Below are 12,032 nucleotides of genomic sequence, written 5' to 3'. Positions count from 1 at the left end.
ATAAGTATAAGTATCAGGGTCAGGAACGCCAAGACGAGCTGGGACTGAACTGGGACAGCTTTAAGTGGAGAAATTACGACATGGCTATTGGGAGATTCATGTCAATTGACCCTTTAGCAGAAAAATATGCTTATAACTCAACTTACGCATTCCAAGAGAATAAAATGGGAATGGGTAGAGAGTTGGAAGGATTAGAAATTGCTCCTTTTCCTTGGCTTGAAGTAGCTTTAGGTAGCTCTGATGTTATAAAGCTCAGCACAGAAGTTGGTGGTAAGACCAGCGAAGTTGGTGGCAAATTTTCAGAAGTAGATTTTGTTGGAGAAGAACACCATGTGATTCCTCGAGGCGTGAAAGGTAATGAGGTTGTACAGGATGCGATAAGTGAAGGCTTTAAATTTGAAGGAGCTGAAAATAAAATTAGTGTTGAGAAGTTTAGCAAAGCAACTGGAAATGGAAGGCATGGAAATCATCCGTCTTACAATAGAGGCGTACTTGATAAATTGGGCGAATTTGGTAAGGCAACTGAAGGTTCCAAAACTGCTGGAGGTTCAAAAACTGCATTGGAATTTTTGAGAAATTTAACTCAAGAATTAAAGGAAACAATTAAAAGCAATCCTGATAAAAAAATTAACGACCTTTTAAAATCCGAGGTCACACCAATTAAAACTGATAATACTTCAGTTAAAAAACCTGAGTTACCAAAGCCAGCACCAAAACAAAAACCCAAAGCTGGTGAAATTTGGATATAATAAATTATGAATTACAACTACGATACACCCGAACAAGCAATAATTTCGTTAGAGAATGCATATTCAGAAATGGATATTGTAAATGTGATTGCTTCTAAAGATTTTAAAGCTGAAGCAAAAATAATTTTGCAAAGAAATGATATTGTTCTTACTGAGGATACTATAACGGAAACAGCCAAATTACTGGAATTATCACTAATTGAGAATATTCAAAATAATAATTTTCCTGATTTTACTAATGTAAATAGACAATTTTCAGAAATAAGAGAAATAAATGATAATTTATATTTCCTCGAGGAAACTTTGATATATGAGAATGGTGAAACCTATAGCAACATAGTTTTTCTAACTGTGAAAGATAAAAGGTGGAAAGTCGTAATGACTGAGGAAAAATGAATTGTATAATATAAGCATTAATAAATGGATATTAATAATGATAAGACCTTCGATGACTTAATAGAGTTAATGCTTTTACAAGCGCAAAAATTTTTAGAAGAGCTTGGGGAATTTTTCCCATACGCTTCAGTTTTGTCTTCAGAAGGAGAACTTTCTACTTTAGGAATTTACAATGATGATGATAGTGATTTTAACGCTAAAAAGGCAATTGACATTTTTCAGAATAACATTAAGAAAGAAATTGAAAATGGAAGTATTTTGATTGGTGCTATCGGAATTGATGTTTTAATAAAAGAGACAAACGAAAATGCAATTATGGTAAAAGCAACAGATGACGGGATAAAATGGCACGATAGAAATTTTTTGTATACTATAAAAGATAAGATTGTGGAAATTGAAAAATATAATCCTTGATAGCTCAACATAAAAAAGAATAAATACCACTTCATTACGGAGTGGTATTTTTTTATAATGCGAATGCTTATATTAGCGTGATTCAAATCTAAAATTTATGACTGCAGACCAAATATTATCGGCAATTGGATTGGTTGGATTCGGGGGAATTCTTAAAGTTTTTTTTGATTTTTTGGTTGCCACACGAAAAGCCAAACAAGATGCAAAGCAAACAATGAAAGAAACTAGATATAAAGCTATAATCTTACTTTGCTATGCTTTGGTTAATTACGAGAAGGAAAAAACTACACTCGTAATAAATCGACCTGATATAAATTCTTTTGAAAGATTAAAAAATGAGCTTTATGCAGAGTTTATAAATATGTCATTATTTGCTTCTGATAAAGTTTTGATAGAATTAAAAAGATTCATTCATAGCCAGAATTCAGAAAGATTAAATGATTTAGTCTTAGCAATGAGAAAAGACTTATTTGGTATTAAAACCAATTTAAAAAGCAATCATTTTAATATTGAATTGTAATACTTTTTGAATAATGGCTAATAACAAAAATCAAGGAGGCTGTATTGTAGTATCAGCAATATTAGGAGCATTAGCATTAATTGTGTTTTCTGGCGACTTTTCATTTCTTCTTTATATAATAGGTTTTTATGTAGTAATATTAATTTTTGTAAATCTTTTTGGACGCTCATGAATTGGTGAAATTAGAAAAATATTCTATCTCTTTTAATAAATATGCGTCGATCCTGCGGAGCAGGATTAACGCATATCTAACTATTTAAGGTTTTATCAAATTTTTTAATTTGGAAATTATTGATGCTGTTATCGGCACTCCTTCATAATCAATATACTTTTGTTGAGTATTCTGCCTATTGAAATAATCCATAAGTTTAGCCATTTCTACGTTTGAATTATTAATGCCAGAAATGATTTTCAAAATATCTTCAACGTCAAACGATAATAGTGGTAATATTTCATACAAGCTTACAATTTCATCCAGCGCATATTTTGGCAATTCCACCGCTACAGGTTCTCGTATCATTTCAACCAAATCCGCATCCGTTTCCAATGTCAATGCATCAACCTTAACATTGGTCTTTACACCATGCTCTAATATAATGCGGTTCATGGTCTCAACGACCAAAGCTTTATCCTTATCTTCACAAAGCAAAGCATCATAAACATACAGCACATACACATCTTTAGCGTTCAAATCCCTGATAACATCGCTCATAACAGCTACTTCAACTGTAAACATCTTTTGAGAGGTAATCTTGTGACCCTGCTCGTTTTTGTCGTGATAGATTCTTGTCAGCATATCAGCCTCATTTTTGAAATAGAAGTCAAATAGCGGAGATTTTCTCACGTCATCCCATTTCATATTGAAAAAACTTAAGTGCCCAACCTTGACTTTTTTGAGGTCAATGCCTGTCTTTTCCGCCACTAATCCGTGTGTGAGGTAAGTGAGTGAACCATTATACAGCTTGATGGCAATATTGGGATGCAGTGCGCTGTAATCGCATTCTGTAAGCTTTTTACCGTCAATGGTAATCTGCTCTCGTATCCAAGCTGGCATCAGGGTAAAGCTATCCACGACACGACCACCGCTGTGCATGTCGCCAGCACTTGGAATCATAAAGCCACGAGAAGTCAGGAACTCAAAGAGCCTGATATTGTCCTCAACAAAGCTCCTGTTATCAGCATCTATCCAGTAATCATTTAGATGCTTGTTTCTCATGGTCAGGATTTTGCCTTTTTTGGTACAGCGACCCTCCTTGACCAATTGTTTGCCAATAGCCAGCAGTTCTGAGCTGGTCGGCAAATCAATCTTTGGATACATTGCAATGAGGTTCGAGCAGATTGGATTCTGAAAAGCCTCATGTAACTGCTTATAATACATCTTGTTTCGGGTACGGATAATCTCGGTATTTTGGATGATGTATTCCACCAGACCCGCTTTTAGGTAAATCTCGGTAAATCGGAACTTTTTGGACTGCACGCCAGCCTGATAGCTTCCATCAACTTCAATAAACGCTCCTTTGCTCGTTCCAGCAGTAAGCACATCAATTATTTTGGTATAGATAAAGGTATTGTCCGTATTTCGGCTTTGCTCATGCAGTAAAACTGAATTAAGCGGTTTCCATTTGGAATCTGTATAGTAGGTACTTGCCAGATTAGAAAGGAACACTAGACACTTTTCAACAGCTGTATCAATATTAGGGTCAACAGCTTTAAGCATTACTTTAGAAACGTATTTTCGCAGGTTGTAATGTGCTTTCTTTGGGATTAGGATAGAATTTACGTTTGGGAAACGCAGTGCTGATTCTGACAGCTTGTAATCGTTTTGGAGCAATTCAAAGTCTCCAGTATCGCCAGTAAAGGCAATGTAATCTTCATTTTTAAGGTTCATTGTGATATTCTCTTATTCTCTTCCATCACTTAGATGGATTATTGTCTCTTAGATTGGCTTGGTAAGAGAAGCTGGGGCATGACTCCCAGCAACCAAGGTTTTAATGAGTTGTACTCTCAATTATTGCTTTTCATAAATATACTTCAAATCAAAAATTAGTCAAGAGTTTTGGCTACCTAATTTTATAAAATAGTTGATATTAATTTGGTGTTCCACATTTTCAATAGCGCAAACTGGGCATACTCCTTTATAGCACAATATCCTTGTATCCCTTATTATTACTGGTATTATAGAGAAATTATTCTATAATATATTAAGTAACATATATGATATAGAGATTAAGAGATAGAAAGAAATAGATAAATAAATAAATAGATAAAGTAATATATAAATAGAGTAATTTACTAATAGATAACTATAGTACTATACTTGTGTACTATCAACTCTTTATGTTCCTAAAACACTGCTATAACCGTTCCAAACTGAACAACAAGAGCACGTAAGCATTGGAAAAGTTACCAATGAGTAAAATATCCTTCAACGACACGCCCTTCCCTCCGTATCCCCTGTAAGGTCTTGATTTTAAAGGGTTCAGTTACCCGCCCTGTTTTCGCCAATAGGTACACATTGATACCCGTAGCGATGGATATGTCCGTAAACTGCGCTATCAAAATTCAGAAAAAATTTCTGAGGGAAAAACGGAAAATTTTTTTTGATAAAAAATCTCCAAATGGATTTTGAACGATATTTATATTAAAGAGACCATGAGACTAGTAATCACCCTATGCCAACTAAAACAAGTACTTAAAACCCAAAATGTCAGATACCCGCTATCATTCAAAGCTGGCAATTTCACCAATAAGGAACTTGAAGAGTTTTCACGATTAATACAATCCAAAGAACGAGGCTAAAACCTCGTTTTTTTGTGCTCCTCAAATTCAAAAAGTCTGTGAGCCCAGGAAAACCAGGATTTTTCTTGTTTAATCCAAAATAGACCTGGACATTTGTTTCACTATTGTAAAGAAGTGAAAGTAAAAGCAAAATCCCAGTAAAATCAAGGGTTTGCAAAGGTTGGTAAAATGACCGCTTTCATTTATATATATTAAGGTAGAAAAGTGAAACTTAAATCAGGAAAAATGGCATTAAAAGGACAAAAGACAACAAGTGATTTTTTAGAGTGGGACAAGATGCAAACTATCGTTTTAAAGCTGGAGCGTGATAATGATTTGAAATTTGCGCTACTTATTGCAACGGGTTCTTACATTGGTCTTAGAATTTCAGACCTGCTTCAACTTAGATGGAATCAGGTTTTGAATCAGGATTATTTCACGATTATCGAGAAGAAAACCAAGAAGACCCGCAAAATAACCATCAACCCAGAATTACAGATTATCCTGAACCGTTTGTTTGTTCAGCTCCAAGCCAATGAAAATGACTTGATGTTTGTGAACCGATTTGGCGATAAGCCATTCAGTATCCAATATGTGAACAGCAAGCTGAAAGACATTTTTGCTAAATACAAGGTAAGAGGTCAGTATTCCAGCCACTTTATGCGTAAAACACTTGGACGCAGGGTTTGGGAAGTGAACAAGTACAGTGACCAGGCATTATTGTTATTATCTCAACTATTTAACCATTCAAGTGTTTCTACAACAAAAATTTACTTGGGTATTAGAGAGCAGGAAATCAGCAACTTATATCTTAGTGTGTAAAATATTTTGTTGTATTTGCGTAAATAAAATGAAAATATCTTGTGTAATCGAGAAAAAATTGTTACATTTGCAGTGTAGAAATGAAAATACAACAATATGGATAGTCAACTTAGAAATTGGACAAGCAAAGCTTTAGTGTTTTTTGGAATGTGGTTATGGCAAGAAAAAGAATACGGTCACGCTATGTTGTGCATGCATGCTCCACAATTGGGATTAAAAATCGGAACACAATTAAATATTACTTGGAATGATGTAATTAATCCAGAAGATGGATTGCGCAGAGATGAAGTAAACCTAAGGGACAAAGATACCAATGTTCGAAATATTAATACTTTTTTTGGGCAATTGCTTGAGATGGCATATTATGAGTTATCGATTAAAAACAGTGATGATTTTATTTATATAAATTATAAAACAGGAAAACAGCTGACATCTTCAACGCTCAACCGTGAGTTGCAGGCTCTTGTTAAACGATTTGAACGTGACGTTAAAGAGCGTACAGGTCTTGTGCTTGATTATAAGCCACTAAAAACAAATGCTTTCGAAATTGCTTGGGCAATGGATATGGTCAAAAAATACAATTATTCCAAACAGGTTTTCATTGCGGTATCGAATTTTATGGGTCATAGAACTTTGAAAGATACCATTAAGCTATTGGAAATAGAACCAATCGAAAAGATTGAATTTGATTTTAATAATGTGCCTGACATACAAGAATTTGTTGATTTCAATACATTCAACTTTAGGGAAAACTTAAAGAACTATCTGGATTTCAAAGGCTATATTGACAGTGATGGTCAATGGTACGTACCACAATACTTAAAGTAAATTAATCTTTTTTTAGTGAATTATCTATTCGGTGCAATACCCGAAGCAGGATTCTTGTGCCCAAAAATTACGTATTAAACTTAAAAAAATGAAAGCTTATGCAAAACTTAGAATCGCTGTTCAAGTCTTTTGAAACTGGTATCAGGAGCGTAAAAGCGACCAAGCCCAAAGATTATCTTAATAAGATAGGCTTGGATTATGCGGAACTGAGAATAGGCTTTAATTCAGGACAGTTTCATCACAATAAAAGCCAAGAAGCCAAAGATGAATTTGAAGCTTTGGGAGTGATTAAAAAGAGCGATGCGGGTGTAAGAAAGGAAGACCTGACAGCCTATACCGTTTTTGGAAGATATGGATTGATTTTTCCATTGTTGAGCAAGAAAAACGAGATTGTAAATTATTTTGCTTTACGCATCAAGCTCGAAACTCTAAAAGAAGAATACCTCAACAACGAAGGCATTTATCCAGCTTATCCCAATGCTTTAACCAAACGGCTCTATATCGCTCAGACAGTTATTGACTGTGCAAGCCTGATTCAGTCCAAAGCACTGGAGAACAGGGATGCCGTGATTGCACTGCACAACGGAGCGTTATTGCCCCAGCATCTGGAAGCTATTAAAACCCTGCACGAATTGGAAGAAATAATAATCATTAAACGTTAAGCACATGCAAAATATAAGAACACAAATACAAAATATAAGACCTGAATTGCCAATAAATACGATTGAGCTCCCAGAGGGTCACAGCATGAATGATATGTGGATAAATTACGGAACCGATGGAATTCTGGAGCTTTTACAGAATCCAGAAGCAGAAAAAGGAGTCTCGACACTTGAAATTCATAACGATTACAAAATCAGCTATAAAGGAAAAACAGGAACATTTTATGCCATTGGGAGCCTGCCGATGGATTTAGGGAACCTTAGAATATCACTACAGATTGTAGAAAAGGACAGCCAGAAGAAACATCGAGTGAAAATTGACTTGTTTGATTTTACCAGTGTAGAGAACCAATGCAGGGAACTCAGCGAGAAACAAGGTTTTGACGGTAATTTGCTGGAAGCTGATTTGAAGCAGTTCACAGACCTGTTGGAAGATTACAGAGAAACAATCTTCAACGCTGAAATGAACCCCGTAACCGACCAATTTTCAGAAAAAGAACTTACACCCCAAGCACATGAAAAAGCGATAGAATTCCTCTCTAAGCCCCGTGTTTTAGACCGTGTAGATAAACTGCTGGGACAAAGCGGAATTGTTGGAGAAGAAGACAACAGGCTTCTATTGTTTGGACTGGCATCCAGCTACAAAATGCCGTATCTGATGCATGGACTCGTGCAGGGAAGTTCAGGAGAAGGAAAGTCACACCTCATCAACGCTATAGCAGACTGCATGCCACAGGAAGATGTTATGAACATGACCAGAATCACCAGCAAATCGCTTTATCATTACAGAGATAAAGAGCTGATGAACAAACTTATCATTGTTCAGGATTTTGACGGATTGGATGAAGAAGCGCAATTTGCATTCAGAGAAATGCAGACAGCTAAGTTTCTGACCAGTTCAACGGTGGTTAAGGATATGCAAGGCAATACCAGAGGAAAGATGAAAACGGTACAGTCACATTTTGCCAGTCTTATCGCTACTACAAGAGCGGAGGTCTATTATGACAATATGAGCCGTTCGGTAATCTTGGGAGTAGATGAGAGTGTGGAGCAGACGCTTCGCATTATCAAGGCGCAGAACCTTAAAAACACTGGTGTCAGTAGTACTGAGAGCGAACAGCAGGCAAAACAGCTCCTTAGAAATTGTATGAGAGTTTTAAAGAGCTATGAAGTGGTTAATCCCTTTGCCGATAAGCTTATGCTCCCGCTGGAGGCTAAAATGCTCCGAAGATTAAACAGCCAGTTTCAAAATTTTGTATCCCAAATAGCCATTTTAAATCAGTATCAACGAAAAAAAGATGATAAAGGAAGACTGATAGCTACCGAGGAAGATGTAAGAAAAGCCGTTGAGATATTCTTTAGTTCCATCATTATCAAAGTAGATGAACTCGATAAAAGTACCAGACAGTTTTTTGAAAATCTCAAAGGATTTGTCAGAAGCCAGCCAAACGGAACAACATACCGATTCACAACCCGTGAGATACGGCAAGAGCTCAATATAAGCAAAACATCGGCTTTCAAATACATGCAGACCCTGCAGGAACTGGAATACATACAAGCTGTAGAAGGTTCCATAAACAAAGGATTTAAGTACGTAGTGAGCTATTGGGACAATATGGAAAAGCTCAAAGCCAAGATAAAAACAGGCATGGGAAGTCAGTTAGACCAGTTGAAAATTAGTTAAAAGAACACGTGAAGCCCTGTAATTACAGGTAATATAACGCCAGTGTTCACAGTTTTACCCAGTGCGCCTAAGGAACATTTACAGATGATGATTCTAAAACCAGAGAAAGATGAAAAAAACAATACAGACCCCTGCATTTCAAAACCTTTTAAATGAGTTTGACAGCTATGTAAAAGTTAAGAATTACAAACAGGGAAAAGGCACAATGTACCAGAATGCCGTATCGGAATTCCTTATCTGGCTGGAAGAATCAGGAGTTAGCAAAATACAGGATGTGACCAGCAGAGAATCCGTTAATTATTTGGACTACTTAACCACAAGACCCAAGAGACGAGGAAGCGGAACATTAGGCGGTGAAAGTATTAAGTTCCATCTTTTTGTCATGGGATTGTTTATGTTCAATCTGCTGGAGAGCAAACAGATTGAAAACGGATTTTACATTCCGAGTTATTCAGAAAGCAGTGGAAAACCTCGAAATACCCTGACAGTAGATGAAATCAAAATGCTGTATAAACATTGTGAAAGTGATTTGGAGCGGGCTTTACTATCAGTAGCGTATGGTTGTGGGCTTCGAAGGTCAGAAATTGAAGCTTTGAATGTAAGGGATATACAGCTATCAAAAGGAATGTTAATCGTTAGAGATGGTAAAGGAAGCAAAAGGCGGGAAGTTCCTATGAGTGATATGGTCGTTGAACATCTCAAAAAGTATTCAACTGGAGAGCGTTATCAAAAACTAATAGGTGAAAACCAAGTTGAAGAAGCTTTTTTTATTTACGATAATGGTAAGCGTATAAAAGGCGAATACCTCAACCAGACCTTAAAGAAAATGATTGAGCAAACCAGTAATTATGAGATGATTCAGAAAGAAATAACCCTGCATTGCCTGCGCCACAGCATCGCTAATCATTTAATGGAAAAGAATGCAGGAATTGACTTTATACGCAGGTTTCTTGGACATTCCGAAATCAATACCACCTACATCTACGCCATTAAAAATAAAAAACGAAAACCAGTTACCACCTTTTAAACAACCAGCCTATGACTAAACTCAAAATTGAAGATTTCCTGCTCCAGAACTATAGCGAGCAGACCGTAGACAGCTATATGTTTGCCATAAACCATTTTTTAAAACTGAACCCTAAAGCCAAGCGATACAAGTACAAGAATATCGTTGAGTACATGGAAGAAATAAGCCAGCAACAGCCCAACGCCAAATATCGGGTCGTCATTCTATCAGCAATTAAGAAATACTACGATTATCTGGTTATGAGCGGATACAGAGCAGACCATCCCTGCAAAAAGCTCAATATCAAGGTTAACAGCAATCAGGCTGTACAGGTTCAGGATTTATTCAGCTCAGAAGAGCTTGAGCTTCTTTTGACCCGTGAGAATCGATACCAAAATTTAGATACGAGAAATAACGTTCTTTTGAATCTGCTGATTTACCAAGGTTTAACCAGTGACGAAATCATAAAGTTGAATGTTCAGGACATTGATTTGGATGCAGGAACAATTTATATCAAAGCATCCAGTAATCTGAACAGACGCAAATTATCATTGTTAGCTAAACAAATATTGCTATTTTCCAAATACATCAACGAAGTTAGACCCAAAATGCTCAGAGGAGCAACAGACAAACTGATTGTTGGCAAACTGGGCAAGCCTATTACAGTTAACAGTATTCATGCAATGATTGAGCCGTTAAAGCCGTTGTTTCCAGATAAGAACCTCAACCCCAGAACTATCCGAATGAGTGTTATTTGCAACTGGCTCAATGAGAAAAAGCTGGCTTTGGAACACGTTCAGGAACTCGCAGGACATAAATGGCCTGGAACCACAGAGAAGTATATCAAAGCGGACAGCCTGCAACAGCGTGAACTGATAAATAAATACTTTCCGATTTGAACAAAAAAAAGAGGGAAAAATCCCTCTTTAATAGATATTAATGTTATTTGCATTTGTCAATTTCAGCATCAACATATGAACGCAGTTCTTCTACATAACTATCGGGCAAATCATTATCTTCTATCACATTTCGAACTACCTGCGGTACATATATCGCTTGGGTGCTCTCCACATAATAGAGTTCTTTCTCTCGTTTTGTTTCATTGCTGAATGATTTTGCAAATGCATATTGTTCGCAATATTTCTGAACTATCGCTGTTTGCGCCCACGTTTTCAGTTCATCCATGCTTTTTGTTTTCGGATGGTCTTTGTTCCACTCGTTATCATAATGCCTGCTAAGCATATAGGCTCCTAGACAAAGAAGCATTACGCCTACCAAAAATATTCTAACAAGAATTGTTAATGGTTTATTCATTTTTTCGGGTTTAAAATGTTTAATTTCAAGCAAATTTACTACTAAATATTCAAATCGGCAAATATGCCGATGATATAAAACGCCATTATTCGACTTTTGGATAATGTCAGAAGAATTTTTAATAAAGTTAGGTCAGAATATAAGCGAAAGAGCTAAAGCGAAGTTCAAAACTAATTTGGAATTTGCATCTGCATGTGAAATTGATGAAGCAAGCATCAGACGTATATTGAAAGGAAAACAGAACTTTTCGATTAAAATCTTTTTAAAAATCTGTACGGCACTTGATGTTAAAATGTCTGAATTGCTTTTAGAGCTTAATCTATAGAATCAAATTTAGAAAGATTCGATATTTTTCTTAAGTTTATATAAATTTAAAAATATGTTTGAAGTTTCTACTTGGAAAAATAGCAACAATATTAATGTTAATGCATATTATGCGATTAGAATTAAAAAGAGAGATTATTTTGCGTTAGAAAATTGGCAAACTATAAGAGTTGGAGAAAACCATATTGAAAGAAATAATCGCCCATTTACTGAACAATGTCCAGAAATAAGAAGTATAATTATTAGAGATTTTCTTTTTGAAAACAATTTACAGCATTGGCCACTAAGACAACCACATACATTATTTCTTTTTGAATATGAAGAAAATCAATTTGAACTTTTATTAGAAAATCCACAATAACATACTCTTATACCTATCATTGATTTGATAGGTTTTTTTATGCCTTATAGTTAGGATTTTCGTAAGATTACTTCTATTTTCGTCACCAAAAGTAAGTTCTTTGAATTTTACCATGATGAGCAAAACCCACTAATTACGATTAAGGAAATTTTGCAAACCCTTATAAGTATAAGT

14 protein-coding genes are annotated in these 12,032 nt (G+C 35.7%); 12 read left to right on the top strand and 2 right to left on the bottom strand.

The annotated features are described in order from the left end of the window. The 4 genes from ACN1CN_RS22190 to ACN1CN_RS22175 all read left to right on the top strand — a co-directional run. Positions 1-749, top strand: a 749-nt coding sequence (locus ACN1CN_RS22190) for an RHS repeat-associated core domain-containing protein (RefSeq protein ID WP_419137788.1), incomplete at its 5' end; no start/stop codon positions are given. A gap of 6 nt (positions 750-755) precedes the next feature. Then, complete coding sequence (locus tag ACN1CN_RS22185; RefSeq protein WP_419137786.1) at positions 756-1,145, top strand: hypothetical protein; 390 nt, start codon at positions 756-758, stop codon at positions 1,143-1,145. A 24-nt stretch (positions 1,146-1,169) separates the two neighbouring features. Then, positions 1,170-1,559, top strand: a complete 390-nt coding sequence (locus tag ACN1CN_RS22180) for a hypothetical protein (protein WP_419137784.1) — start codon at positions 1,170-1,172, stop codon at positions 1,557-1,559. Positions 1,560-1,656: 97 nt separating this feature from the next. Next, positions 1,657-2,079, top strand: a complete 423-nt coding sequence (locus tag ACN1CN_RS22175; RefSeq protein ID WP_419137782.1) for a hypothetical protein — start codon at positions 1,657-1,659, stop codon at positions 2,077-2,079. A gap of 256 nt (positions 2,080-2,335) precedes the next feature. On the opposite strand, the gene ACN1CN_RS22170 is transcribed toward ACN1CN_RS22175, so the two are convergent. Continuing rightward, positions 2,336-3,967, bottom strand: a complete 1,632-nt coding sequence (locus tag ACN1CN_RS22170; protein ID WP_419137780.1) for a hypothetical protein — start codon at positions 3,965-3,967, stop codon at positions 2,336-2,338. 1,136 nt (positions 3,968-5,103) lie between these two features. Here ACN1CN_RS22170 and ACN1CN_RS22165 point away from each other — a divergent pair. The 6 genes from ACN1CN_RS22165 to ACN1CN_RS22140 all read left to right on the top strand — a co-directional run bounded on the left by ACN1CN_RS22165 (position 5,104) and on the right by ACN1CN_RS22140 (position 10,758). Continuing rightward, on the top strand, positions 5,104-5,679 hold the full coding sequence (locus ACN1CN_RS22165; RefSeq protein WP_419137779.1) for a tyrosine-type recombinase/integrase: 576 nt from the start codon (positions 5,104-5,106) through the stop codon (positions 5,677-5,679). Between the two features lie 96 nt (positions 5,680-5,775). After that, on the top strand, positions 5,776-6,507 hold the full coding sequence (locus ACN1CN_RS22160) for a hypothetical protein (RefSeq protein WP_419137777.1): 732 nt from the start codon (positions 5,776-5,778) through the stop codon (positions 6,505-6,507). A gap of 98 nt (positions 6,508-6,605) precedes the next feature. Continuing rightward, entirely contained in the window at positions 6,606-7,169 is a 564-nt protein-coding gene (locus ACN1CN_RS22155; RefSeq protein ID WP_419137775.1) for a hypothetical protein, read from the top strand. 4 nt (positions 7,170-7,173) lie between these two features. Further along, complete coding sequence (locus ACN1CN_RS22150) at positions 7,174-8,853, top strand: hypothetical protein (protein WP_419137773.1); 1,680 nt, start codon at positions 7,174-7,176, stop codon at positions 8,851-8,853. A 109-nt stretch (positions 8,854-8,962) separates the two neighbouring features. Further along, a complete protein-coding gene (locus ACN1CN_RS22145) occupies positions 8,963-9,880 on the top strand; it encodes a tyrosine-type recombinase/integrase (protein ID WP_419137771.1) in 918 nt (305 codons plus the stop codon). 11 nt (positions 9,881-9,891) lie between these two features. After that, positions 9,892-10,758 carry a tyrosine-type recombinase/integrase gene (locus tag ACN1CN_RS22140; RefSeq protein ID WP_419137769.1) on the top strand — a complete coding sequence of 289 codons (867 nt, stop codon included), beginning with the start codon at positions 9,892-9,894 and terminating at the stop codon, positions 10,756-10,758. A 43-nt stretch (positions 10,759-10,801) separates the two neighbouring features. Here ACN1CN_RS22140 and ACN1CN_RS22135 read toward each other — a convergent pair whose 3' ends face one another. After that, positions 10,802-11,173: a hypothetical protein gene (locus ACN1CN_RS22135; RefSeq protein WP_419137767.1), complete on the bottom strand. Its 372-nt coding sequence runs from the start codon at positions 11,171-11,173 to the stop codon at positions 10,802-10,804. Positions 11,174-11,276: 103 nt separating this feature from the next. Between ACN1CN_RS22135 and ACN1CN_RS22130 the strand changes: the two genes are divergently transcribed. Then, entirely contained in the window at positions 11,277-11,498 is a 222-nt protein-coding gene (locus tag ACN1CN_RS22130; protein ID WP_419137766.1) for a helix-turn-helix transcriptional regulator, read from the top strand. A 54-nt stretch (positions 11,499-11,552) separates the two neighbouring features. After that, positions 11,553-11,858, top strand: a complete 306-nt coding sequence (locus tag ACN1CN_RS22125; protein WP_419137764.1) for a hypothetical protein — start codon at positions 11,553-11,555, stop codon at positions 11,856-11,858. Positions 11,859-12,032 lie beyond the last annotated feature (174 nt).

Origin of the sequence: Flavobacterium sp. T12S277, from assembly GCF_048514875.1 — a bacterium.
In the GTDB taxonomy this organism is placed as follows: Bacteria; Bacteroidota; Bacteroidia; order Flavobacteriales; family Flavobacteriaceae; genus Flavobacterium.
This window is presented reverse-complemented; position numbering and strand designations above follow the sequence as displayed.

Bases quoted from the DNA above. Each gene is read 5' to 3' on its own strand.
- ACN1CN_RS22185 (WP_419137786.1), top strand. From the start codon at position 756: ATGAATTACAACTACGATACACCCGAACAAGCAATAATTTCGTTAGAG.
- ACN1CN_RS22180 (WP_419137784.1), top strand. From the start codon at position 1,170: ATGGATATTAATAATGATAAGACCTTCGATGACTTAATAGAGTTAATG.
- ACN1CN_RS22175 (WP_419137782.1), top strand. From the start codon at position 1,657: ATGACTGCAGACCAAATATTATCGGCAATTGGATTGGTTGGATTCGGG.
- ACN1CN_RS22170 (WP_419137780.1), bottom strand. From the start codon at position 3,967: ATGAACCTTAAAAATGAAGATTACATTGCCTTTACTGGCGATACTGGA.
- ACN1CN_RS22165 (WP_419137779.1), top strand. From the start codon at position 5,104: ATGGCATTAAAAGGACAAAAGACAACAAGTGATTTTTTAGAGTGGGAC.
- ACN1CN_RS22160 (WP_419137777.1), top strand. From the start codon at position 5,776: ATGGATAGTCAACTTAGAAATTGGACAAGCAAAGCTTTAGTGTTTTTT.
- ACN1CN_RS22155 (WP_419137775.1), top strand. From the start codon at position 6,606: ATGCAAAACTTAGAATCGCTGTTCAAGTCTTTTGAAACTGGTATCAGG.
- ACN1CN_RS22150 (WP_419137773.1), top strand. From the start codon at position 7,174: ATGCAAAATATAAGAACACAAATACAAAATATAAGACCTGAATTGCCA.
- ACN1CN_RS22145 (WP_419137771.1), top strand. From the start codon at position 8,963: ATGAAAAAAACAATACAGACCCCTGCATTTCAAAACCTTTTAAATGAG.
- ACN1CN_RS22140 (WP_419137769.1), top strand. From the start codon at position 9,892: ATGACTAAACTCAAAATTGAAGATTTCCTGCTCCAGAACTATAGCGAG.
- ACN1CN_RS22135 (WP_419137767.1), bottom strand. From the start codon at position 11,173: ATGAATAAACCATTAACAATTCTTGTTAGAATATTTTTGGTAGGCGTA.
- ACN1CN_RS22130 (WP_419137766.1), top strand. From the start codon at position 11,277: ATGTCAGAAGAATTTTTAATAAAGTTAGGTCAGAATATAAGCGAAAGA.
- ACN1CN_RS22125 (WP_419137764.1), top strand. From the start codon at position 11,553: ATGTTTGAAGTTTCTACTTGGAAAAATAGCAACAATATTAATGTTAAT.